This window comes from Janthinobacterium salmonicoloratum, assembly GCF_051380845.1.
GTDB classification, from domain to species: domain Bacteria; phylum Pseudomonadota; class Gammaproteobacteria; order Burkholderiales; family Burkholderiaceae_D; genus Janthinobacterium; species Janthinobacterium lividum_F.
This window is the reverse complement of the sequence record NZ_JBNYXV010000003.1, coordinates 319698-341875: the sequence shown is the minus strand read 5'-3', so window position 1 is coordinate 341875 and position 22178 is coordinate 319698. Positions and strand designations below refer to the sequence as shown.

The window sequence follows — 22178 nt, the reverse complement described above, 5'->3', positions numbered from 1 at the left end:
GTAACTTTATTGTGAGATCGGCCTGTCGCCATCGTGGGGCGCCAGTCGCAGGCAATCAGATTAGGGGTCGAAAGACAGCGGCAAGGGGACTGGTCATATGTGCCGCACACGCGAAGTATAACAGCCTGGCAAAAACGCGCCTGTTTTGTTTCAGGTTTGCAATGTCGCAAGTAAAGAAAAGTGATTCAAGGGCGCGCTGCCCGAGGCCTTGCTCGAGGCGGAAACGGCGCTGCTGGCGTCTATGGTCGGCGCCAGCGCGTCCGCTGCAAAGGTGCAATGGCAAGTGTACTGAAACGCCAATGCGACAGGTGTCGCAGATTTGTCTTGCATGCGTGTGACTGTTGTCGCATAATTGTGTCAACAGTCACTAAAAGGAATTTCCATGAGCACGCCCTCCGTCACCGAACTGTCGTTATTGAAAGCCTTGTGGAAAGACCACCCGCTGTCCGCGCGTGAATTGCATGCCAGGGTGGAAGACGAGCTGGGATGGTCATTTTCGTCCACGCGCAAGACGCTCGAGCGCATGCTGGACAAGGGCATGCTGTTGCAGCGCAGCGTGCATGGCGTGCTCGTGTATGAGGCGAACGTGGACAAGGTGGCCACCCTGGCCGCGTTTGCCCACGATTTTGGCCGGCGCGTGATGGAAATCGACAGTCCCTTGCCGGTCAGTATGTTTACGGGCAGCAAACTGGTGGACCAGCAGGAACTGGCGGCGCTGGAGCAACTGCTGCAGGACTGGCCGCTCGAGGGAAAGGAATAAGCGATGCTGCTGTTTTCTCTCACGCTGTTGCAGGCCAGCGCCGCCTGTCTCGTGACCGGCCCGCTGCTGTGGGCAATGCTGAGCCTGGCGCAGCGGCGCTGGCCCGCGCTGGCGGCGCAGCGCAGCGTGTGGCTGGGCGCCCAGCTGGTGCTGGCCGCCGTGTTTGTGCTGCCGCTGCTGCCCGACACGCGGCAGCTGAGCGTGGTGCCCGAGGTGAGCGTGCCCGTTTTCCTGGCCAGCGCAGCGCCCGACGTGCCAAAGGCCATGGCTGCGCCAGCTGCCGGGCTGCCATCCGCTGCTGCGTGGCTGGCCCTGGTGCCACCCGCCTGGGGCCTGATCTATGTGCTGGGCGTCGCTTGCGCGGCCTGGCGCTGGCAGCGTGGCCACGCCATGGTGCGCACCTTGCTGCAGATGGCGCGGCGCCGCCGGCTGCATGGCATGGATGTGCTGGAAGTGGATGCGCCTATCTCGCCGATGCTGGTGGGCGTGTGGCGGCCGCGCTTGCTGTTGCCGGCGCACCTGGCGCAATTTACGCCGGAACAGCAGCAGTTGGTGATCGCCCATGAGCTGACCCATGCACGCCGGCGCGACCCCTTGCTCCTGCTGCTGGCCAGCATGCTGCAGGCGTTGCTGTGGTTCAATCCGGCCGCGCGCTGGCTGGCCGGTCAGCTGGCTTGGGCGCAAGAGCTCGGTTGCGACCGCGAGGTACTGGCCGGCCGCGCCCCGCGCCAGTGCCAGCAATATGCGGCGGCCCTGGTCAAGCAGCTGGGGCTGCAGGCGCAGCCGCTGCCGGGGCTGGCCTTTGGCGGTGGCCGCATGGCCGAGCGCCTGCTGCGCATGCGTGAGGGGCAGCGACGCCCACCCGTGGCCTTGCGGGCGCTGATGGCGCTGCTGCTGTGTGCGATCGGCGCGGCCAGCCTGGCGCTGCAGCCGGCACTGGCGTGGGCCGTGGCAGCCACGCCGGCAGCCACGCTCGCCGCTCCGGCGACGGCGCCAGCTGTCTGGCGCAATCCCCTGGACAGCATGCGTGTGACCGGCTTCTTTGGCGTGGTGCGCCAGTTGACGCCACAAGGCCATAGCGGCATCGATATGGGCGCCAGGCGCGGCACGCCCGTGCATGCGGCGGCCGATGGCATCGCCAGCGTCAGTGTAGATGCGCGCCTTGGCAAGGCCGTGCGCATCGACCATGGCGGCGGCATCGAGTCGCTGTATGCCCATCTCGACCGGGTCACGCTCACGACCGGCATGGCCGTCACGGCAGGGCAGGCCATCGGCACGGTGGGCGCCACCGGTCTGGCGACGGGGCCGCATTTGCATTTCGAGGTGACCCGCGACGGGCGCCTGCAGGATCCGCAACAGTGGCTGGCCGATCTCGATGCCAACTCCACCGCGCGCGCCCTGCGCCTGCGCAAGGAACAATTCGGCCATTAGCGTGAGCTGGCCGCAGGTCGGCTGAGCGCACGAGCGAACAAGCCGACACCACCACAGACCTTTCAGGATTCCCCATGCGATTGAGTATTCTATTGTGCAGCCTTGCGCTGCCGTTGACGGCGCACGTCCGTGCCGAAGACGTCCTCCCTTCCGTGACGGTCAATGCCGGCACAGTGGATCAGCGCCGCAACGACACCGTCGCCGCCATCGTCGTCGGTCACGAGGAATTGATACGCCAGGGCGACCGCGTCCTGGCCGATGCCTTGAAGCGTCTGCCCGGCATCAGCATCGGCGCGCCCGCCGGCCCGGGGCAGGGCGGGCAAATCCAGCTGCGCGGGCTGGGCCAGGGTTATACCCTCGTCATGCTCGACGGCGTGCCCGTGCCGCCCGGTTTTTCGCTCGACTCTCTGGACCCGGAACTGGTCGAGCGCGTGGAAATCATGCGCGCCGCCACGGCGCAATTTTCTGCCCAGGCGATTGCCGGTTCCATCAACATCGTGCTGAAAAAATCGGGCAAGCGGCGCGAGCGCACCTTCAAGCTGGGGGCGTCCGCCAGCCATGGCATGCCCGCCGGCAGCGCCACCGTGCAGTGGGCGGACAAGGACGGGCGCCTGTCTTACGCGCTGGCCGGCACGCTCGCTCACACGGGGCGCCGGGGCTTGCTCGATGAATGGAACCGCGCATACGATGCGGATGGCAGGCCCACGGTGGTGCGCCATATGCCGCTGACGGAGCGCGTGACGAGCGATACCTTCGAGCTGGCGCCCCGTTTGCAATGGGCGCTGGCGGGCGAGGATAGTCTGGCCTGGCAAAGCCTGGTCAACTTGCGCCGCGTGGCCAGCCGCCGCCAGGTGGTGGAAACGGCTTACCTGGGCGGCCATACCGACTATCCGGACAATGACGCCACCTTCAGGCAGGACAGCGGCACCGTGCGCAGCGATCTGCACTGGCTGCGCAAGCTCGGACAGGGGGCCAGCCTCGATATGAAACTGGGCCTCGATGTCAACCACCGCGGCAGCGACTACCTGTTCCAGGGTGTCGGCGCGGCGCCCGGGCCGGCGAATGTGCGCCGGGTCGATGCGGGCGTGGACGAGGTGGGCGTGCAGACCAGCGGCACCTATCGCCGGACGCTGGGCGAGGGCCACGCGCTGGCGGCGGGCTGGGATGCGGGTCACCGGCGGCGCGCGGAGTTTCGCCGCGAGCGCCAGCTGTCGCCGGGCGGGCCGCCTGTGCTGCCGGACGAAGACTATGCGACCACGGTGCGGCGCGTGGCCCTGTTCGCGCAGGATGAATGGGAAGTCTCCGCGCGCTGGTCGCTGTATCTGGGGCTGCGCTGGGAAACCTGGCGTACGGCCAGCGCCACCGGTGGCGCTGGCCCCGTCGACGTGCGCGCGCAAGTGTGGAGCCCCGTGCTGCAAAGCCTGTGGAAGTTCGCTGGCAAGGATCAGCTGCGCCTGGCCGTCACGCGCACCTACAAGGCGCCGCAGATTTTCCAGCTGATCCCGCGCCCCTACCTCAACGACAACGGCAATAGCCCCGCGAATCCCGACAACCAGGGCAACCCGGCGCTGCGCCCGGAACTGGCGTGGGGGCTCGATGCGGCCTATGAGTACTACCTGGGAGGCGGGGCAGAGGGCGCCATGCTGGGCGCCAGCGCCTCGCTGCGGCGCATCGATGACGTGATGCTGGACCGGCTGTACCAGGACAATGGGCGCTGGGTGGCTACGCCCGTCAACCATGGCAGCGCGCAGGTGCGCGGCATCGAACTGGAAGCGAAGTTGCCGTTGACGGCGCTGTTGGCGGGCGCCCCGGCGCTGGACCTGCGGGCAAACGTGGCGCGCAACTGGTCGACGGTGGATGCCGTCGCCGGCCCGGACAACCGCCTCGATGAGCAGTTGCCGTGGAGCGCCAACCTGGGCGCGGATTACCGCCTGGCCAGCAAGCCGTTGACCCTGGGCGGCAATCTGCATTACCAGGGCGGTGGACTGTCGCGCGCATCGAAGCAGCTCCTGGCCTGGCAGGGCGCCCGGCGCGAACTGGATCTGTACGCGTTGTGGAAGTTCAGCGACCAGCTGCGCCTGCGCCTGTCGGGCGCCAATCTGCTGCGGCAGCTTGAGCGCACGCGCAGCCTGTATGCGGATGGCGCCGGCAGCCTGCTGCGCACGGTCGATACGCGCAGCTACCGCACGCTGCGCGTCATGCTCGAAGGCTCCCTGTAGGCTCTTAGTCGTCGATTTCCGCGACGACGTAATCCACGCCCTGCGCATCGAGCCAGGCGCGCAGGGCGGCCAGGCCGTGCCACGGGTCCGGGCGCAGGTGCTGGCAAACATACAGGCCGGCGTCCGTCAGCCTGGCTTCGGTGTCGGGCCTGGCGCTGCCGGGCGGGCGCGGCGCCGGCGCCGCCAACTCTGGCAATTGCGCGAGGTGCTGGCGCTGTTCCTGCGTCAGGCTGGCCGTGATCCTGAATTCAAATCCCATGTTTCCTCCTTGATGTGCGGGTGGCTGTTGCGCTTATTTTGTATCATCGAAAAAATTGCATATAGCTTGGCATTCTTTCCGTTTTTGTTTTCAAAGTATCTCGTCCATACTGCATAGCACTGGCCCGGCACACACAGCGTAACGCAAGGGCAGGAGCAGAAGCACCGTACAACGACATCCCTTTTTATATTCAATTATTTTCACTAAGGAAAACATCATGCCTATCGCCACCGCCCAAGCCGCACAAAAACTGCTGACCCCGAACGATCATACCCTGATCATGATCGACCACCAGTCGCAGATGGCATTTGCCACCCGTTCCATCGACCTGGCCCTGCTGCGCAACAATGCGGCCCTGGTGGCCAAGGCGGCGGCCGAATTCAAGGTGCCGACGATTTTGACGACGGTGGCCGCCAAATCGTTCTCCGGTCCGATCTTCGATGAAATCCAGTCCGTCTTCCCCGAGCAGGCGCCGATCGACCGCACCAGCATGAACACCTGGGAAGATGCGCGCATCGCCGACAAGGTGAATGGCTACGGCAAGGGCAAGATCGTGCTGGCCGGCCTGTGGACCTCCGTCTGCATCGTCGGCCCCGCGCTGTCGGCGCTGGAGCAGGGTTTTGAAGTCTATGTGATTGCCGATGCCAGCGGCGACGTCTCCGATGAAGCCCATGCGATGGCCATGCAGCGCATGATACAGGCGGGCGCGCAGCCGATGACGTCCGTGCAATATTTGCTGGAACTGCAGCGCGACTGGGCCCGCAGCGAGACCTACAACGAGACGGTGGCGACGGCCGTGGCGCACGGCGGCGGCTATGGCCTGGGCCTGATCTACGCCAAATCCATGTTCAACGCCAGCGAAGGCCATTGATTTTTCACTGATGCCCCGGCCGCGCCGCAAGCAGGCGGGGCCGTTTTTTCACCTGATTCGGGAGTTCCCATGCACGCAAACACGATCTTGCTCAATGGCCGTTTCCACACGGTCGACAGGACGCAGCCGCTGGCGTCCGCCGTTGCCATCGCCGATGGCAAATTTCTCGCCGTGGGCGACGTTGAAGACGTGATGCGTCATCGCGGCCCCGCCACGCAGGTAATCGACCTCGATGGCCGCACGGTCATTCCCGGCCTGAACGACTCGCACCTGCACCTGATCCGCGGCGGCTTGAACTACAACCTGGAATTGCGCTGGGAAGGCGTGCCCTCGCTGGCAGACGCCTTGCGCATGTTGAAAGAACAGGCGCTGCGCACGCCGAACCCGCAATGGGTGCGCGTGGTGGGCGGCTGGACGGAATTCCAGTTCGCGGAAAAGCGCATGCCGACCCTCGAGGAAATCAACGCGGCCGCGCCCGATACCCCCGTCTTCATCCTGCACCTGTACGACCGCGCCTTGCTGAACCGCGCCGCCCTGCGCGCCGTCGGCTACGATAAAAATACGCCGAACCCGCCGGGCGGCGAAATCGTGCGCGACGGGGCAGGCAACCCGACCGGCCTGCTGATTGCCCGCCCGAACGCCATGATCTTGTATGCGACCCTGGCGAGAGGCCCGAAGCTGCCGCTGGAATTGCAGGTCAATTCCACGCGCCAGTTCATGCGCGAATTGAACCGCCTCGGCATCACCAGCGCCATCGACGCGGGCGGCGGCTTCCAGAATTATCCCGAGGATTACGCCGTCGTCGACGAGCTGGCGCAAAAAGAGCAGCTGACCATCCGCATCGCCTACAACCTGTTCACGCAAAACAAGGGCTCGGAATTGCAGGACTTCCAGAAGTGGACGGGCATGCTCAAACCGGGCGACGGCACGGATTTCTATCGCCACAACGGCGCCGGCGAAATGCTGGTGTTTTCCGCCGCCGACTTCGAGGATTTCCTCGAGCCGCGCCCGGAGCTGGCGGCTGGTATGGAAGACGAGCTGGAAAAGGTCGTGCGCCATCTGGTCGAGCAGCGCTGGCCGTTCCGCCTGCACGCCACCTATGACGAATCGATCAGCCGCATGCTCGACGTCTTCGAAAAGGTCAACCGCGATACGCCGTTCGGCGGCCTGCACTGGCTGTTCGACCATGCGGAAACTATCAGTCCAAGGAATATCGACAGGGTCAAGGCGCTGGGCGGCGGCCTGGCCATCCAGCACCGCATGGCCTTCCAGGGCGAATATTTTGTCGAGCGTTACGGTGCCGACGCAGCCAAGGCCACGCCGCCCGTGCAGCGCATGCTGGACGCGGGCGTGCCCGTGGGCGGTGGCACGGACGCCACGCGGGTCGCCAGCTACAACCCGTGGACGGCGCTGTACTGGCTGGTATCGGGGCGCACCGTGGGCGGCCTGGCCCTGACGGATGCGGCGGGCAGATTGTCACGCGACACGGCGCTGGAACTGTGGACGGCGGGCAGCGCCTGGTTCTCCAGTGAGCAAGGCAAGAAGGGCCGCATCAGCGAGGGCATGCTGGCCGACCTGAGTGTACTGTCGGCCGATTATTTCACCGTGCCGGAGGAGGCGATCAAGTCCATCGAGTCCGTACTGACCATGGTGGGCGGCAAGATCGTCTACGGCCAGGCGGAATTCACGACACTGGCGCCGCCACCGATTCCCGTGCTGCCCGAGTGGTCGCCCGTGCGCACCGTGCCCGGCCATTACCGGCCCGTGGCCAGGCCGGCGCAAACGCAAGCCATGCTGCCGCACCAGTGCGCGGGCGCCTGCGGCGTGCATGCGCATGCCCACGACCGGGCGCGCAAATCGGCCGTGCCGATTGCCGACTTTTCCGGCTTCTGGGGCACCTTGGGCTGCAGCTGCTTCGCTTTCTAGCAAGCGGCCGGGGCTTACTTGGAAATGCGCAAAATGGCGGAGGCGAGCCGGGTAAAGCAGGGGCTCAGCTCGCTTTCGGTGGCCGCGTAGCAGTACAGGCCCACGGGTTCGGCCGGTTTGCGGCAAGTCGCTTTCGCATCGGGCGCATTGGCCAGGCAGCGCAGCAAGTCTTCGCCGAGTTCGTTGTCCGGTCCTTCCTTGGCTTTCAGCGAGGCGCCCATGCCCAGGGTAAACACGTAAATGCCTTCCTGGCGCGCTTTTGCCGCCATCGCTTCGACCAGGTTGCGCGAGGCGCGGTGCACATTTGTCCATTGCGCCTGCGCCGAGGCGACGGAAGCGGTCACGACGCGGGGCGTGTTGGTGACGATGGGAAATTCGCGCAGCGGGGCGGCGTCATTATTCGCGTTATACCATGCGGGAAGCGCGGTGATCTGCGTGGCGGCGCAATCGCCGTACTGGAGTGAATCGCTCACTTTCATCCTGTACAGGCCGGCCAGCGCCGGGGTTTGCAGTTTCGTGAAGGTGGCCAGCGCGCCCGCCGTCTGGCACCTGTCGCCGGTGTTGGGGAAGTACGAGGAAAAGGCGGCAGGCGAGCCATCGGAAAAAAACACGATGACGCGCAGGCTGGAGCGGTTGGCCTGTGCGATGTCGTTCAACTGTTTGCGTGCCTGGAACATGCCAGCGGATGAATTGGTGCCGCCGACAAAGGTGAATTGATCGATCTTTCCACCTTTCATGGTCATGCTGGCGCGGTCGAAACCGCGCTCGATCTGCCTGATCGGGACATCGATTTGCGCTTCCGAAGCGAAGTGCAGCAAGCCGACCCGGTCGACCGTGGAGTTGAATTTGTTCAGGAAGGACTTGCCCGCCGCCTGCACGGCGTCGGCATTGTTTTCCAGTGAGCGCGACGTATCCATCACCAGCACCATGTCCAGATCCTTGCGGATGGTTTGCGCGCTGGCGGCCACGTTCAGGGTCTTGAAGCCGAGCACGCCCATCAGCGAGACGGGCAGAGAGGCGCTGGCCGAGACGTCGATGGTGACGGTGCCCTTGCTGAACGTGACGTCGACCGGATGCAGGGTCGGCGTCGACAGCAGGAACTGATCAGGATAATTGATGTCAAAAAAATTCTTGGCCGACTGGCGCGCACTGGCCCGCTGTTCCTCTTCCGAACTGCCTGCCGTGACGCCGCGCGCCGCCGCCAGGCTGGCGGCATCGACGGCCGCATTGAGCTTGGCCTTGACGAAGTAGCCGAGGGCCGAATCGACGGCCAGGCCCACCGAGGCGACCAGCACGATGGCCGACAGCGCCACCATGACCAGCACTTGCCCGCCTTGCCGCTTGTGTGGAATGCGCATCAGAATACCGTCATCGAAGTGAGGTTGGGGCCCAGCACGGGCGTCGTGCTATTGCCAAATTTCAATGTGCCGAACAGCATGTCGAAATTGTAGAAAGTTTCCACGGCGTAGATCAGTTCGCCGTCCGCCAGCTGCGTACGCATCAACGGCACCGTGGGCGCATACTCGTCCTTGGCGATACCGGTGCACGTGCCATTGCTCCAGCTGCCGCACTGCCACACCTGGCTGGCGGGCAGGTAGCCGCTGGCCTTCGCGCCGGCATCCCAGCGATACTGTTCCAGCACGATATTGCGCAAGCCGTTCTTCGCCGTGTAGCCCATGATCTTGGTGATATAGATCATGCCGCGCGCCGGCATGTCCAGCGGCGGCGTGCTGGCCGCCAGCGCATTCATGATGTTCTGGCTCGAGCCGCTCAGGTCGGACGTGGAGCGCGAAGCCAGGTTGGCGCCTTCGCGGCTGATGTTGAGCAGGATGGTCTTGGCCTGGATGGCGCGCGACAGGTCGACCACCATGAACAGCAGCAAGGCCAGCAAGGGCAGCACGATGGCAAATTCCACGGCGGCGATGCCGCGCATGGCGCGCGGCGCGGGAGGGTGGATGCGCATCACAGGCCGCCAAAGCTTTCATTGCGCATGGTGGCAGCCACCACGAAATGCGCCTTGCCATCGCGGAACAGGGCCTTGACCATGGGCGTGGCAAACGCCCAGCGGCAATCGACGGAAATGACGACGATATCGCCGGCCTGGCCGAACATGGCGGCGCCGACCGCATCGCTGCCGTTGACGGAGATCACGGGGCCGACCTTGTCATACATGCCCATGGAACTGTCGCGTATTTTTTGCATCACGGCCTGGTAGCGCTGCTGGTTGGCGCTGTCGGGATCGAGGTCTTTGGCTCCCGTGACGGCATAGCGGGCGCCTTCGCGTACCGCGTGCTGCATGGTCATATTGGCAAAATAAGCCATGCTCAATTCGATGATGCCGATTATCAGCAGGAGAAAGACCGGTGTTATCAGGGCCAATTCAAGCAGGGTGGTGCCGCCCTGTCCGCTTTGCTTGCGGAATATGCGGGAATCGGCCTGTTTTAAACGCATGGGAATAATCCGGTTAAGTTCCGCGATGACGAATGTCGGGCGGCTGGCATTGCGCCATTTGACTGGCGATTATTCTATATCGATTTTCAAGGGTGTGGCCGCCATTTAAATTATTACAGGTCAAGATAATCGTAATTAACTGCCTTATTTCAAGTGTGCCGGCCCCGTCCCTACAGGGCCGGGGGTAATATGCGCGGGTATGAAAACAGGCCTGGTGTCAGGATTGTCCTGCGTGCAGGCAAGGACTTGTTTTGCAAGGTGATTCAACAAAAATGCTGCAATGTAAGCAACAGCAGCGGTGGCAGCAGCGATGGCGCGCCCGCGGCGCGCCCGCCCTGGCCGCGCTGCCCATTCATCGGCACACGCCCGCCATGCGGCGACCGCTGGCCTGGGTCACGCACCGCGTTTGCGCGTGCCGGCCCAAGGCCTCTTCCTTTGTGCCCCCATGACTTCTTTCCCCTGCGCGCGACAGCACATGGCGCGCGCGGACGAGGCAGGCAACCCGATTCGGATCAACAACATTCCCCCGATGGGAGTGGGCTTCAAGTAAAGAGGTAAAGCATGTCAACAAAAAATGTCATACGCGTCATGCTGGTGTCGGACCACAAGACCTGGCTGTGGGGCCTGGAGCAGTTGCTCGCCGGCGCCCAGCCGGCGATGCAGGTGGTGGCCAGCTCCACCGAGATCGACGGCGCGCTGCTGCTGGCCCGGACACTGTGTCCCGACGTCATCGTGCTCGACGCCGATCTTGGCTGCGGCGGCGCCTGCGCCATCGATTATCTGCCTGAGCTGCTCGGCAATGGCGTGTCGCGGGCATTGCTGTTCAGCGGCACGCAGGACCAGGCCGCATGCGGGCGCGCCGTGCGCAGTGGCGCGCGCGCGGTGATGGGCAAGGAAACGCCGGTCAAGCAAATGGTCGACGCCATCGCCCGCCTGCATCAAGGCGAATTGTGCCTGGATCCGGCACTGCTCGACAGCATGCTGGGAGTGCTGAACAAGCCGGAAGCGGCGCCCGATCCGGAAGAGCAGCGGATCGCCAGGCTGACGCTGAAGGAGCGCAAGATCGTTGCCATGATGGTGGAAGGAAATGGCGCGCTGAACCGCGCGATAGCCCAGCGCGCTTTTATCTCGGAGCAAACCTTGCGTAATCATCTGACATCGATCTACAGCAAGCTCGATGTCACCAACCGCCTGGAATTATATGTGTACGCCACCCGCAACCGGCTGGCCGAGCCCATACCTGCGGAATGACAGTACATATGTCCTGTTTATGAACAAAAAATTAAGATGGTTTGTACTGCGCATAAAATGACTTTTCTCTGATTCGATTTAATGTTTGTTTATATAAAATACACGCATCAGAAATTGGCAAATAAAAACAGAGAGAATGTTTTTATTTTCAGACTGTATTTTCAGTTTTTATCATGTTTAAAACTTGACCTGAAAGGGAATAATATGAATTTCATTAAAAACTTTATCGCCGAAGAAGATGGCGTGACTGCCATCGAATATGCGTTGATCGCTGCGCTGGTGGCTGCGGCGCTGGTAACGGCTGTCGGCTATTTCACCACCGGCCTCGATGGCGCCTTCAAGGCGATCGGCACCAAGCTGACGGGCGCGGCGATTTAAGGCGCCTGCCCACCGCGCTGCACCCCGACAGGCCGGCTACCCATGCGGACCGGCCTGTCGACCTCCCGCCCAACGATGCGCATGCTGTCATGCGGTCGGCTTGCATCAGGTACACGATGGACCCTCATTCTTTCTGGACGTTCAGCCCCGCCATAGTCTTGTGGGGGCTGCTTGCCGCGGCTGTCTGGCATGACGTGCGCCGCCGGCGCATTCCCAACCGGCTGGTGTTTTCCGGCGCCTTGCTTGGCGTGCTGCTCAACAGCCTGGCGTTGCCCGGGGTGACGCCGGCCGGGCCGTGGCTGGCGCTGGGCGGCCTGGCCGTCGGCCTGGGCTTGCTGCTGCCCATGTATGCGCTGAAGGCGCTGGGCGCGGGCGACGTCAAGCTGATGGCGATGGTGGGGGCCTTTCTTGGTCCGCGCCCCGCCGTGTTTGCCGTACTGTGCAGCCTGCTCGCGGGCGGCGTGCTGGCGCTGGTCGTCGCCCTGTGCCAGGGCACGCTGCGCCAGGCCATGGCCAATGCCCGGCAATTGCTGTTGCAAGGCTGGCTGCGCGCCGCGGCAGGCGAAGTGCCGCAGGTCGGCGCGCCCGCCGCGCCGGGCGGCAACTTGCCGTACGCGATCGCCATTGCCGCCGGCACCGCCATCTGGCTGGCCCTGGCGGCCGGCGGGTATGCGTGATGTGCCCGTCCGGAAACCCATGTTTTACCAAGAGGAAAAATCATGAGAAATAGCCGCGTTGCGATCGTGCTGCTGCTGGCGTTGCTGATGGCGGGGGGCGCCGTGCTGGCGGCGGCGCGCTGGATGTCAGGACAAGGCGCGCCGGCCAGCCAGACGGTGATGGTCGCGCTGGTCGATATCGGTGTGGGCGCGAAGGTGACGCCGGCCATGCTGCGCGGCATGGACTGGCCAGCGGGCGCCATGCCGCCGGGGGCGTTTGGCGAGACCGGCGCGCTCGACGGGCGCATCACGCGCACCGCCGTCAGCAGGGGCGAGCCTGTCCTGGAAAGCAAGCTCGCGCCGCCCGGCGCCACCGGCGGCCTGTCGGCCATCGTGGCTGCCGGCAAGCGCGCCATGACCGTGCGCGTCAATGACGTGGTGGGTGTGGCCGGCTTCGCCCTGCCGGGCAATTTCGTCGACATCCTCGTCCATACGCAGGATGACCGCGCCAGGCCGGCGGGCGGCGGGCCACTGGCCATTTCCAAGATCGTGCTTGAACGCATCCTGGTGCTGGCCGTGGCGCAGGAGTCCGGCCGCGACGACAACAAGCCCAAGGTGGTCAATGCCGTGACCCTGGAGCTGACGCCGGAGCAGGTGGAAAAGCTGGACCTGGCGCGCAGCGTGGGCAGCCTGTCGCTGGTGCTGCGCAATCAGGTCGATCCGGCGCCCGTCAACACGGGCGGCGCCACCAAGGAGTCGTTGCTGGAACTGAAGGCGCCGGCGGCCACGCCGGTGCGCGCGGCGCGGCGCCAGACGACCCCTGCACGTGCTCCTGCGCGCGACAGCATCACCGTCATCAAGGGCATGGATACGAGCGTCCAGCAATTTTAAAAATCAGCAGGCAAGCGAGCAAGGATGATCGATGAACAAATTTCGTAAGCACGCCTCGAGTGCGGGCATGCGCCTGGCCCTGGCGCTGGGCGGCGCGGCGGCAGGCCTGGCCTGGCCGGGCAGCGCCATCGCGGCAGCGCCGGCCAGGCAGGCCGTCATGTCGCCAGTCGCGGCGCCGGCCATGTCGCTGGGCGCCGATATCGCCCGCCTGGGCGCGCCCGTGCGCATCGCCGTGGGCAAGTCCACCTTGCGCAGCCTGAGCCTGCCGGTGTCGCAGATCGCCGTCAATGATCCGCGGGTGGCCGGCGCCAGGATGCTGGGCTCGTCCAGCCAGCTGTTCGTCTGGGGCCTGGCCCCGGGCAGCACCAACCTGATCCTGTGGGACCGGCAGCAGCGCCCCGTGATCGTCGATATTGAAGTCGAGATCGATGTCGAAGGCTTGCAGGCGCAACTGGCCTATGTCTTCCCTGGCGAGCGTGCCGTCAAGGCCGGCGCGGCCGGCGGCAGCATCGTGCTGTCGGGGCAGGTAAGCGACAGCGTCAAGGCCAGCCAGATACTGGAGATGGCGCAAGCCTATGCGCAGCGCGGCGCCGGCGAAGCGGCCGCGCCGGCCGACGGCGCCGCCAGTGCGGCAAGCGGCGTCAAGGTCATCAATATGCTGTCGATCGCGGCGCCGCAACAGGTCATGCTGGAAGTGAAAATCGCCGAAGTGTCGAAGACCCTGGTCGACCAGCTGGGCGCCAGCGTGGGCATCAGCGGCACGCGCGGCAACTGGTCTTACGGCCTGCTGTCGAACCTGCTCAGCGGCAATCCCAGCCAGCTGGGCGCCGTGCACGGCAAGAATGGCAACGGGCTGACGCTCGATGCGCAAAAGCGCGACGGCCTGGTCAAGGTGCTGGCCGAACCGAACATCATGGCCATCAGCGGGCAGGAAGCCAGTTTCCTGGCGGGCGGCAAGATTTTCATTCCGGTCGCGCAAGACAGCACCACCAACAAGATCACGCTGGAGGAAAAGGAATTCGGCATTGCCGTCAAGTTCACGCCCACCGTGCTGGAGGGCGGACGCATCAACCTGAAGGTGGCGCCGGAAGTGTCGGAGCTGAACCGCGAAGGTATCGGCATCACCACCGGCGGGGGCGCCGCCGCCAATGCGGTGCTGCCGGCCTTTACCACGCGGCGCACCACCACCACGGTGCAGCTGTTCGATGGCCAGAGCTTTGCCGTTGGCGGCTTGATCAAGAACAATGTGACGACCAATATCAAGGCTCTGCCCTTCCTCGGCGAGATCCCCGTGCTGGGCGCGCTGTTCCGCAGCAGCGATTTCCAGACCGACCGTACCGAGCTGGTGTTCATCATCACGCCGCACCTGGTCAAGCCGCTCGACAGCGCGCTCGACGGTGACATCGTGTTGCCGACCGACGCTTATGTGGCGCCCAGCCGCGGCGAGTTCTTCTTGCAAGGAAAAATGGAAGGCGCCGCCGCGCCACGGCCACGGCAGGAAGCGGCCACGCAGACAGCGCCAGCCGGCCCGGACATTCAATAGGAGCACATCATGCAGCATTCCCTTTCTCTTTCCGTGCTGCTGGCCGCCCTGGCCGCCAGCGGCTGCGCCGCCACCCCGAACCTGGACCGCCAGTTCGGCCACAGCGTTGAGCAACTGCGCCTGCGGCAAGTGCTGTCGCCGCAGGCGGGCGCGAACCGCGACCCCGTGGCCGGCATGGACGGCAAGGCCGCCCAAGCCGCCTACGCGGCGTATCAGAAAAGCTTTGCCGCGCCCGCGCCGCAAGCGGCCGCCTTTACCATCGGCGTCGGGGCGCGCCAGTGAACCTGGCATCGTCACCACAGAACAAGCAAGGCATATCGTGAAAATCGCCATCAATTCCAGGGATGAAAAAACGCTGTCCGAACTGGGGCGGCTGCTGCGCAGCCGTAATCGGCTCGACGAGATCAACGCAGGCGGCGAAACGCTCGAACCGCTGCAGGCGGCGCAGTCCCTGCCCGACGTGCTGATCTTCGACCGTCCATCGAACGATGGCGCCGACCTGGCCGCCATCGAGCGCCTCAGCAACCTGCATCCGCGCATGGCCTTCATCGTGCTGTGCCACCAGCAGGCGCCTGAATTCCTGTTGCAGGCCATGCGTGCAGGCGTGCGCGACGTGCTGCCGTTTCCCGCCGCGCCGGCCAGCCTGTATGCGGCGCTCGAACGCATCGAGGAAAAGCTGGAGCGGCGCGAGCATGGCAACGGCAAGGTGCTGGCCTTCATCTCCTGCAAGGGCGGCAGCGGCGCCACTTTCATTGCCAGCAACCTCGGTTATGCGCTGGCCGCCGGCGGCCAGCAGCGCGTTGCCCTGATCGACATGAACCTGCATTTTGGCGACGCCTCGCTCTTCGTTTCCGAGAACAAGCCGCTGGCCACGCTGTCCGACGTGACGCGCGACATCCACCGGCTCGACTCCTCGTTCCTGGGATCGAGCATGCTGCACATCCTGCCCAACTACAGCGTGCTGGCTGCGCCCGAAGACCCGGCCCACGCCAGCGAAGTGGCGCCCGAACACATCGACGCCATCATCCGGCAGGCCAGGCGCCAGTACGATTTCATCGTGCTCGACGTGGGCCGCAACCTTGACGCCGTCAGCGTGCGCGCGCTGGACCACGCCGACATGATCTTTCCCGTCCTGCAGGCGACCTTGCCCTACATCCGCGACGGCAAGCGCCTGCTGGGCATGTTCCGCTCGCTCGAATACGCGAAGGACAAGGTGCATATCATCGTCAACCGCCACGACAAGGGCGGCGAAATCCGTTTGCGCGACCTGGAAGCGGCGTATGGCACGACGGTCTACCGCACCGTGCCCAATCACTATGCCTCGGCGGCCGCCTCGGTCAACCAGGGCGTGCCGATTTTACAGCTCGACAAAGCCAGCCCGATCACCCGCTCGCTGCAGGAGTTCGCCGCCAGCCTGGCCGGCGGCGCGGCCAGCACGGCGCGCCAGGGCTGGCTGGGCCGCGTCCTGCGGCGCGCCTGATCACGCGTTTGATCCCCATCCCAGAACAGGAGCATTTCATGGCTAGTTCCCCCATCGCCGCCTTGTCCATCCGCGAACGGCTCGGCAGCGCCAAGATCGCCGCGCTCGCGCCGCAACGCATGGCGGCCATCGATAACCACGGCTACCGCGACCTCAAGCTGCGCATCCATGGGCTGCTGCTCGAACGGGTCGACCTGGAAAGCATGCAGCGCCTGTCGCAGGAGCGCATCCGCGAAGAATTGCGCGGCCTGGTCGAGCGCTTGCTGGACGAAGAGGCGGTGGTCATCAACGACGCCGAGCGCAAGAGCCTGACGCGCGACATCCAGCACGAGATGCTGGGCTTCGGGCCGCTTGAAACGCTGCTCTCGGACGCCAGCGTGTCGGACATCCTGGTCAACGGCCACAAGCAGGTCTATGTGGAGCGCGGCGGCCGCCTGGAGCTGACCGACATCAGCTTCGACGATGACGCCCACCTGATGAAAATCATCGACAAGATCGTCTCGCGCGTGGGCCGGCGCATCGACGAATCGAGCCCCATGGTCGATGCGCGCCTGCCCGACGGTTCGCGCGTCAACGCCATCATCCCGCCGCTGGCGATCGACGGCCCGGTGATGTCGATCCGGCGTTTCTCCGTCGATCCGCTGCGCCTGGCCGACCTGGTCGCCTACCACAGCATGACGGCCGAGATGGCCGAAGTGCTGCAGGGCCTCGGCAAGGCGAAGATGAATATCCTCATTTCCGGCGGCACGGGCAGCGGCAAGACCACCATGCTCAACGTGATTTCCGGCTTTATCGGCCATACGGAACGCATCGTCACGGTGGAAGACGCGGCCGAACTGCAATTGCAGCAGCCACACGTGGTGCGCCTGGAAACGCGGCCAGCCAATATCGAAGGCAAGGGCGAGGTGAGCCAGCGCGCGCTGGTGCGCAATGCGCTGCGCATGCGTCCGGACCGCATCATCCTGGGCGAGGTGCGCGGCGCCGAGGCGCTCGATATGCTGGGCGCGATGAACACGGGCCATGAAGGCTCGATGGCGACCATCCACGCCAATACGCCGCGCGACGCCATCACGCGGCTGGAAAACATGATCAGCATGGCGGCGGCCAACCTGCCCAGCAAGGCCATCCGGCAGCAGATCAGTTCGGCCGTGTCGGTGGTGGTGCAAGTGTCGCGCCTGATCGACGGCAAGCGTAAGGTCACGTCGATCCAGGAAATCACGGGCATGGAAGGGGAGGTCATCACGATGCAGGAAATCTTCAGTTTCAGGCAGACCGGCGTGGCCGAGGGCGGCGCGGTGGTCGGGCACTTCTCGGCCAGCGGCATCCGCCCGCGCTTCCTCGAGCGCCTGAACAGCTTTGGCATCGGCGTGTCGGCCGGCCTGTTCGAACCCACTGCGGCGGGGCGCTGATCCGCCATGCTTTCCTACCTTGTCTATCTGTTTCTCTTCCTGGCCGTCCTGCTGCTGGTGGCTGGCGCCTGGCTGGCGTGGCAAGCGGCGCGGGGGGCGGGCGCGGCGCGGGTGGCGCGGCGCCTGCAAGCCATGTACACGGCCAGCGACGGCGAACAGGCGCTGTCGATCACCAAGCAGCGCCCGCTGAGCGTCTATCCCTTCCTGCAAGGCGTGCTGGAAGGCTTGCCCGGCGCGCGGCGCCTCGAGCAACTGCTGCTGCAGGCGGGCATGCGCTGGCTGGTGGCCGGCTTCCTGGGCTATTGCGCACTTGGCGGGACGGCCGGCCTGCTGGTGGCCAGCGCGCTGCCCCTGCCATGGTATGTGCGCCTGGGCCTGGGTGTGGGCGGCGCCGTGCTGCCGTATCTGCTGGTGCGCCGCGCCAGGAGCAAGCGGCTGGTGCGCATCGAGCAGCAACTGCCGGACGCGCTCGACCTGATGAGTCGCGCCATGCGCGCCGGCCATGCCTTTCCGACCGCGCTGAAAATGGTGGGCGAGGAAATGACGGGGCCGCTGGCCGAAGAGTTCCGCGCCGTGTTCGACGAAGTCAGTTTCGGCGTCGCGATGGCCGATGCGCTGGGCAACCTGGCCGCGCGCGTCCCCAGCACGGACTTGCGCTATTTCGTCATCGCCGTGCTGATCCAGCGCGAAACGGGCGGCAATCTGACTGAATTGCTGAGCAGCATCAGCGCCATCATCCGTGACCGCCTGAAATTGCTGGGGCAGGTGCGCGTGTTGTCGGCCGAAGGGCGCATGTCGGCCTGGGTCCTGGGCTTGCTGCCGTTTGGCGCGGCGCTGATGATGCACATGATGAATCCGCAATTTATTGCCGTGCTGTACACGGATGGGGGCGGGCGCAAGATGGTCGCCGTATCGCTGGGCTTGCTGATGCTTGGCGTGCTGTGCATCAGAAAAATTATCAATATCCGGGTGTGATATGAAAGAACCGACACGATGAGCAACATGAGTGCGGCGCAGTTGGCTTTGCTGGGCCTGCTGTTCCTGATTGTTTTCGCACTGGCCTTGCTGGTGCTGCGCCTGCTCGCCGGCAGTGCGGTGCAGGAGCGGCTGCAGGCGCTGGGCGATGCCGGCGCCGCCGGCGACCGGGAGCGCCATGCCAGGCGGCGCTGGCTGGCGCACGCCGTCAGCCTGACGCGCCCGCTGGCCAGGCTGTCGCTGCCGGACGAGGGCTGGGAAAGTTCGCCCATCCGCAGCCGCTTCGTCCATGCCGGCTGGCGCAGCCAGGCCGCGCCCGCGCTGTTTTACGCGGCCAAGACAGGCTTGTTCGTGGGCTTGCCGCTGCTGGTGTACTTTCTGCTGCGCCAGGGCGGGCACAATTTGCCGCTGTGGCTGCTCGCGGCGGCCGCCCTCGGTTATTACCTGCCCAATGTCTGGCTGTCGCACTGCCTGAAGCAGCGTCAGCGCGAAGTGTTCGAGACCTTTCCCGATGCGCTGGATCTGATGACGGTGTGTGTCGAAGCGGGGCTGGCGATGGATGCCGCACTGGCGCGCGTGGCGCAGGAAATCGGCCTGAAAAGCGCGGTCCTGGCCGAAGAGCTGCAACTGGTGACCTTGGAGCTGCGCGCCGGCAGCGCCAAGGACAAGGCCTTGCGCAACCTGGCCCTGCGCACCGGAGTGGAGGATGTGGACGCGCTGGTGACCCTGCTGATCCAGGCTGAGCGCTTCGGCACGAGCATAGCCGCGTCGCTGCGCGTGCAGTCCGACCAGCTGCGCACCAAGCGGCGCCAGCGCGCCGAGGAAACGGCGGCCAGGATCGCCCTCAAGCTGCTGTTTCCGCTGATCTTTTTCATCTTTCCGTCGCTGATGGTAGTGCTGATGGGGCCGGCGTTCCTGCAGATTTACCGCGTGCTGCTGCCGGCCATGCGTGGCAGCTGAGGGCTGGGGACAAAAAAAAGCTGCCGGAGGAAACTCCGGCAGCTTTTTTACGTCAGAGCGCGCCTGGCAATCAGGCGAATGGCGTCAGCAGGGTAATCATCTGGCCAAAGATCTTCGGGCTGGCGGCGATGACGTCGCCCTTGTACAGGTAGTCCGATTCGCCGGAAAACTCACCGACGATGCCGCCCGATTCCGTGATCATCAGGGCGCCGGCGGCGATATCCCAAGGCTTCAAGCCTTTTTCGTAGAAGCCGTCCAGGCGGCCGCAAGCGACGTAAGCCAGGTCCAGCGCGGCCGAGCCGGCGCGGCGTACGCCCTGGCTGCGTTCGCCCATGATCGCGTACATTTTCAGGTATTCATCGAGCGCGCGGGCGCTGCCGGCCACGTAGCCGGTGCCCAGCAGGGCGTTCGAGATGCGGTCCAGCTTGGTGACGCGGATGCGTTTTTCGTTCAGGTAGGCGCCGGCGCCCTTGGTGGCCGTGAACAGGTCGTTGCGGACCGGGTCGTAGATGACGGCTTGCGTGATGACGCCGCGATGCGCGAGGGCGATCGAGATGCAGTATTGCGGGAAGCCGTGGATAAAGTTGGTGGTGCCATCGATCGGGTCGATGATCCACTGATATTCATTCTCGTCGTGCGAGTTGGCGGAAGCTCCCGATTCCTCAGCCAGGAACGCGTGGTCCGGGTAGGCTTTGGACAGCACCTCGATGATGGCTTGTTCGGCCGCCTGGTCGACGTCGGTGACGAAATCGTTATGTTGTTTTTCCGTGACGACGACGCGGTCGAGGTCAAAAGAGGCGCGATTGATGACGGCGGCGCCGCGGCGGGCGGCTTTGATCGCCGTGTTGAGCATTGGGTGCATGTGAGCTTCCGTTAAAAGCACGCGACCGCCCAGCGTCGCCTTTCGGCGCCGGTACGATAGAGTGCAAGAATGAATTAAAGAGCGGAGCGGTGCCGAAGTGGTTAAAATCCCGGCCTGGAGTCAGCGTTTTGTGACTCCGTTTCCCGAAATTTCCTGTATCGATACCGCGCAATAGCGCTATTTTAAATGAATCTGCCTGAAATCAACACGTCTCTTTTCAAACGCCTGCGATTTATTCTTGTCGAAACTAGTCGTCCTGGCAACATTGGCGGCGTCGCGCGCGCCATGAAAACGATGGGTTTTTCCGATCTGGTGCTGGTCAATCCCCGCTTTCCCGATGCCTTGACGGACGCGGAAGCGGTGGCCTTCGCCAGCGGCGCGCAGGATATTTTGTCTGGCGCGCGCATCGTCGGCTCTATCGCCGAGGCGCTCGAAGGCTGCAATTACGCGGCCGCCGTGTCGGCCCGATTGCGCGAATTTTCGCCGCCCGTCACCGCGCCGCGCGCCATCGCCAGCCAGCTGGCCGCCAGCGAAGACTTGCACGCGGCCGTCATCTTCGGCAACGAGCGCTTCGGCTTGCCCAACGAGATCGTCGAGCAGTGCAATGTGCTGATCAACATTCCCGCCAATCCCGCGTATTCCTCGCTGAACCTGTCGCAGGCGGCGCAGGTCGTCGCCTATGAATGCCGCGTGGCGGCCCTCGGCGATGCGCAGGCGGCCAGTCCCGTCGGTTTCCACGGCGACGCCGCCAGCCTGGCGCAGGTCGACGGCATGTATGCGCATCTTGAGCAGGCGCTGGTGGCCATCGATTTTCTCGACGCCGACAACCCGAAAAAGCTGATGCCCCGTCTGAAACGCCTGTTTTCGCGCACGGGGCTGGAAACGGAAGAAGTCAATATCCTGCGTGGCATCGCGCGCCATATCCTGGCGATGAGCAAAAAAGGCCCATGATAGAAACCCGGCTGCTGCGCCAGTTCATCGCCGTCGCCGAGGAACTCAATTTCCGCCGCGCGGCCGAACGGCTGCACATGGCGCAGCCGCCGCTGTCGCAGGCCATCCTGCGGCTGGAAGAGGCGCTCGGCTACCCCGTATTCGAGCGCAGCAACCGCAAGGTCAGTCTGACCCCGGCCGGTATGGCGTTCCTGTCCACGGCGCGTCAGGTGCTGGCCAGCCTGGAAGAGGGCGTGGCGGCCACGCGCCGCGTGGCGCAGGGCATCGAGGGGCACTTGCGCCTCAGTTTCATCCACATCACGCCATACGCTCACGTATTGACTGCCTTGCGCGCCTTCCGCGCCGCCTCGCCCGCCGTGCAATTTACCTTGCGCGAAGCATCGACGCAGCAACAGGTCGAGTGGCTGGAGCGGGGCGACGTCGATATTGCCCTGCTGCGCGCGCCGGGGCGCAGCACGCCAGGCTTGCGCTTCGAGCGCCTGTCCGGCGAAGACATCGTCGTTGCGCTGCCGTTGAACCACCGCTGCGCGGGGCAGGCGAGGGTGGATCTGGCGGACCTGGCCGGTGACGATTTCGTCGCCTCGCCGCGCGAGCTGGGCCAGGGTTTTCACGACCAGCTGGCGAGCCTGTGCCTGCATGCGGGCTTCGTGCCGAATGTGGTGCAGCAGGCGCGCCGCTTGCAGACGGTGCTGGGGCTGGTGGCGGCCGGCTTCGGCGTGGCCCTGCTGCCGGCCAGCCTGGCGGCGTCCAGGCCTGCCGGCGTGGTCATGCTGCCGCTGGCAAGCAGCGCGCCCGAGGCCTTGCGCCAGCTCGACCTGTACATGGCGTGGGATCCGCAGCGCACGTCCCCCGTGCGCGAGCGGCTGCTGGCGCAACTGCGGCTGGCTGCTGCTCAGTGAGACTTT

At 64.9% G+C, this 22178-nt stretch carries 22 protein-coding genes; 17 read left to right on the top strand and 5 right to left on the bottom strand.

Features of this window, described 5'->3' with window-relative positions; all coding sequences use genetic code 11:
- Positions 1-382 precede the first annotated feature (382 nt).
- The 3 genes from ACQ4WY_RS18250 to ACQ4WY_RS18240 all read left to right on the top strand — a co-directional run bounded on the left by ACQ4WY_RS18250 (position 383) and on the right by ACQ4WY_RS18240 (position 4410).
- On the top strand, positions 383-760 hold the full coding sequence (locus ACQ4WY_RS18250) for a BlaI/MecI/CopY family transcriptional regulator (protein ID WP_034758847.1): 378 nt from the start codon (positions 383-385) through the stop codon (positions 758-760).
- A gap of 3 nt (positions 761-763) precedes the next feature.
- Complete coding sequence (locus tag ACQ4WY_RS18245) at positions 764-2191, top strand: M56 family metallopeptidase (RefSeq protein ID WP_436505213.1); 1428 nt, start codon at positions 764-766, stop codon at positions 2189-2191.
- A gap of 74 nt (positions 2192-2265) precedes the next feature.
- The gene (locus tag ACQ4WY_RS18240; protein ID WP_436505212.1) at positions 2266-4410 is read left to right on the top strand and encodes a TonB-dependent receptor plug domain-containing protein; all 2145 of its coding nucleotides are present in this window, start codon (positions 2266-2268) and stop codon (positions 4408-4410) included.
- Between the two features lie 4 nt (positions 4411-4414).
- Here the strand turns inward: ACQ4WY_RS18240 and ACQ4WY_RS18235 are convergent, their stop codons facing one another.
- A complete protein-coding gene (locus ACQ4WY_RS18235) occupies positions 4415-4669 on the bottom strand; it encodes a hypothetical protein (RefSeq protein ID WP_353658126.1) in 255 nt (84 codons plus the stop codon).
- Between the two features lie 217 nt (positions 4670-4886).
- Between ACQ4WY_RS18235 and ACQ4WY_RS18230 the strand changes: the two genes are divergently transcribed.
- Positions 4887-5540 carry a hydrolase gene (locus ACQ4WY_RS18230; protein WP_314606887.1) on the top strand — a complete coding sequence of 218 codons (654 nt, stop codon included), beginning with the start codon at positions 4887-4889 and terminating at the stop codon, positions 5538-5540.
- A 69-nt stretch (positions 5541-5609) separates the two neighbouring features.
- Entirely contained in the window at positions 5610-7466 is a 1857-nt protein-coding gene (locus ACQ4WY_RS18225; RefSeq protein ID WP_436505211.1) for an amidohydrolase, read from the top strand.
- Positions 7467-7480: 14 nt separating this feature from the next.
- On the opposite strand, the gene ACQ4WY_RS18220 is transcribed toward ACQ4WY_RS18225, so the two are convergent.
- From ACQ4WY_RS18220 to ACQ4WY_RS18210, 3 genes are read right to left on the bottom strand one after another with little or no spacing between them, the layout of a single operon-like run.
- Entirely contained in the window at positions 7481-8824 is a 1344-nt protein-coding gene (locus ACQ4WY_RS18220) for a vWA domain-containing protein (protein ID WP_436505210.1), read from the bottom strand.
- On the bottom strand, positions 8824-9429 hold the full coding sequence (locus tag ACQ4WY_RS18215; RefSeq protein WP_436505209.1) for a TadE/TadG family type IV pilus assembly protein: 606 nt from the start codon (positions 9427-9429) through the stop codon (positions 8824-8826). The genes ACQ4WY_RS18220 and ACQ4WY_RS18215 overlap by 1 nt, the downstream gene beginning before the upstream one ends.
- A complete protein-coding gene (locus ACQ4WY_RS18210) occupies positions 9429-9917 on the bottom strand; it encodes a TadE/TadG family type IV pilus assembly protein (protein WP_436505208.1) in 489 nt (162 codons plus the stop codon). The genes ACQ4WY_RS18215 and ACQ4WY_RS18210 overlap by 1 nt, the downstream gene beginning before the upstream one ends.
- Positions 9918-10478: 561 nt before the next feature.
- Here ACQ4WY_RS18210 and ACQ4WY_RS18205 point away from each other — a divergent pair.
- The 10 genes from ACQ4WY_RS18205 (at position 10479) to ACQ4WY_RS18160 (ending at position 19460) form a co-directional block, all read left to right on the top strand.
- Positions 10479-11168 (top strand): LuxR C-terminal-related transcriptional regulator, encoded by a 690-nt coding sequence (locus ACQ4WY_RS18205; protein ID WP_436505207.1) that lies wholly within the window; start codon positions 10479-10481, stop codon positions 11166-11168.
- Between the two features lie 204 nt (positions 11169-11372).
- Positions 11373-11546: a Flp family type IVb pilin gene (locus ACQ4WY_RS18200; RefSeq protein WP_071650303.1), complete on the top strand. Its 174-nt coding sequence runs from the start codon at positions 11373-11375 to the stop codon at positions 11544-11546.
- Positions 11547-11662: 116 nt separating this feature from the next.
- Positions 11663-12223, top strand: coding sequence for an A24 family peptidase (locus ACQ4WY_RS18195; RefSeq protein WP_436505206.1), 561 nt, complete (start codon positions 11663-11665; stop codon positions 12221-12223).
- A 42-nt stretch (positions 12224-12265) separates the two neighbouring features.
- Positions 12266-13093: a Flp pilus assembly protein CpaB gene (gene cpaB / locus ACQ4WY_RS18190; protein WP_436505205.1), complete on the top strand. Its 828-nt coding sequence runs from the start codon at positions 12266-12268 to the stop codon at positions 13091-13093.
- Between the two features lie 31 nt (positions 13094-13124).
- Positions 13125-14636 carry a type II and III secretion system protein family protein gene (locus ACQ4WY_RS18185; protein ID WP_436505204.1) on the top strand — a complete coding sequence of 504 codons (1512 nt, stop codon included), beginning with the start codon at positions 13125-13127 and terminating at the stop codon, positions 14634-14636.
- 9 nt (positions 14637-14645) lie between these two features.
- Entirely contained in the window at positions 14646-14918 is a 273-nt protein-coding gene (locus ACQ4WY_RS18180) for a hypothetical protein (protein WP_353658115.1), read from the top strand.
- Between the two features lie 37 nt (positions 14919-14955).
- Entirely contained in the window at positions 14956-16116 is a 1161-nt protein-coding gene (locus tag ACQ4WY_RS18175) for a CpaE/TadZ family protein (RefSeq protein WP_353658114.1), read from the top strand.
- A 62-nt stretch (positions 16117-16178) separates the two neighbouring features.
- A complete protein-coding gene (locus ACQ4WY_RS18170) occupies positions 16179-17525 on the top strand; it encodes a TadA family conjugal transfer-associated ATPase (RefSeq protein ID WP_436505449.1) in 1347 nt (448 codons plus the stop codon).
- A gap of 6 nt (positions 17526-17531) precedes the next feature.
- On the top strand, positions 17532-18500 hold the full coding sequence (locus ACQ4WY_RS18165; RefSeq protein WP_436505203.1) for a type II secretion system F family protein: 969 nt from the start codon (positions 17532-17534) through the stop codon (positions 18498-18500).
- A gap of 27 nt (positions 18501-18527) precedes the next feature.
- The gene (locus ACQ4WY_RS18160) at positions 18528-19460 is read left to right on the top strand and encodes a type II secretion system F family protein (protein WP_436505448.1); all 933 of its coding nucleotides are present in this window, start codon (positions 18528-18530) and stop codon (positions 19458-19460) included.
- Between the two features lie 70 nt (positions 19461-19530).
- Here the strand turns inward: ACQ4WY_RS18160 and ACQ4WY_RS18155 are convergent, their stop codons facing one another.
- Complete coding sequence (locus tag ACQ4WY_RS18155) at positions 19531-20313, bottom strand: inositol monophosphatase family protein (protein WP_152254720.1); 783 nt, start codon at positions 20311-20313, stop codon at positions 19531-19533.
- 195 nt (positions 20314-20508) lie between these two features.
- On the opposite strand from ACQ4WY_RS18155, the gene ACQ4WY_RS18150 reads away from it, so the two are divergent.
- The gene (locus ACQ4WY_RS18150; RefSeq protein WP_436505202.1) at positions 20509-21273 is read left to right on the top strand and encodes an RNA methyltransferase; all 765 of its coding nucleotides are present in this window, start codon (positions 20509-20511) and stop codon (positions 21271-21273) included.
- A complete protein-coding gene (locus tag ACQ4WY_RS18145) occupies positions 21270-22172 on the top strand; it encodes a LysR substrate-binding domain-containing protein (protein WP_436505201.1) in 903 nt (300 codons plus the stop codon). Before ACQ4WY_RS18150 ends, ACQ4WY_RS18145 begins: the two co-directional genes overlap by 4 nt.
- The last annotated feature ends 6 nt before the right edge of the window (positions 22173-22178 follow it).

Bases quoted from the DNA above. Each gene is read 5' to 3' on its own strand.
- ACQ4WY_RS18150 (WP_436505202.1), top strand. From the start codon at position 20,509: ATGAATCTGCCTGAAATCAACACGTCTCTTTTCAAACGCCTGCGATTT.
- ACQ4WY_RS18220 (WP_436505210.1), bottom strand. From the start codon at position 8,824: ATGCGCATTCCACACAAGCGGCAAGGCGGGCAAGTGCTGGTCATGGTG.
- ACQ4WY_RS18245 (WP_436505213.1), top strand. From the start codon at position 764: ATGCTGCTGTTTTCTCTCACGCTGTTGCAGGCCAGCGCCGCCTGTCTC.
- ACQ4WY_RS18210 (WP_436505208.1), bottom strand. From the start codon at position 9,917: ATGCGTTTAAAACAGGCCGATTCCCGCATATTCCGCAAGCAAAGCGGA.
- ACQ4WY_RS18235 (WP_353658126.1), bottom strand. From the start codon at position 4,669: ATGGGATTTGAATTCAGGATCACGGCCAGCCTGACGCAGGAACAGCGC.
- ACQ4WY_RS18145 (WP_436505201.1), top strand. From the start codon at position 21,270: ATGATAGAAACCCGGCTGCTGCGCCAGTTCATCGCCGTCGCCGAGGAA.
- ACQ4WY_RS18205 (WP_436505207.1), top strand. From the start codon at position 10,479: ATGTCAACAAAAAATGTCATACGCGTCATGCTGGTGTCGGACCACAAG.
- ACQ4WY_RS18155 (WP_152254720.1), bottom strand. From the start codon at position 20,313: ATGCTCAACACGGCGATCAAAGCCGCCCGCCGCGGCGCCGCCGTCATC.
- ACQ4WY_RS18230 (WP_314606887.1), top strand. From the start codon at position 4,887: ATGCCTATCGCCACCGCCCAAGCCGCACAAAAACTGCTGACCCCGAAC.
- ACQ4WY_RS18195 (WP_436505206.1), top strand. From the start codon at position 11,663: ATGGACCCTCATTCTTTCTGGACGTTCAGCCCCGCCATAGTCTTGTGG.
- ACQ4WY_RS18240 (WP_436505212.1), top strand. From the start codon at position 2,266: ATGCGATTGAGTATTCTATTGTGCAGCCTTGCGCTGCCGTTGACGGCG.
- cpaB (WP_436505205.1), top strand. From the start codon at position 12,266: ATGAGAAATAGCCGCGTTGCGATCGTGCTGCTGCTGGCGTTGCTGATG.
- ACQ4WY_RS18165 (WP_436505203.1), top strand. From the start codon at position 17,532: ATGCTTTCCTACCTTGTCTATCTGTTTCTCTTCCTGGCCGTCCTGCTG.
- ACQ4WY_RS18225 (WP_436505211.1), top strand. From the start codon at position 5,610: ATGCACGCAAACACGATCTTGCTCAATGGCCGTTTCCACACGGTCGAC.
- ACQ4WY_RS18250 (WP_034758847.1), top strand. From the start codon at position 383: ATGAGCACGCCCTCCGTCACCGAACTGTCGTTATTGAAAGCCTTGTGG.
- ACQ4WY_RS18180 (WP_353658115.1), top strand. From the start codon at position 14,646: ATGCAGCATTCCCTTTCTCTTTCCGTGCTGCTGGCCGCCCTGGCCGCC.
- ACQ4WY_RS18215 (WP_436505209.1), bottom strand. From the start codon at position 9,429: ATGCGCATCCACCCTCCCGCGCCGCGCGCCATGCGCGGCATCGCCGCC.
- ACQ4WY_RS18160 (WP_436505448.1), top strand. From the start codon at position 18,528: ATGAGTGCGGCGCAGTTGGCTTTGCTGGGCCTGCTGTTCCTGATTGTT.
- ACQ4WY_RS18200 (WP_071650303.1), top strand. From the start codon at position 11,373: ATGAATTTCATTAAAAACTTTATCGCCGAAGAAGATGGCGTGACTGCC.
- ACQ4WY_RS18185 (WP_436505204.1), top strand. From the start codon at position 13,125: ATGAACAAATTTCGTAAGCACGCCTCGAGTGCGGGCATGCGCCTGGCC.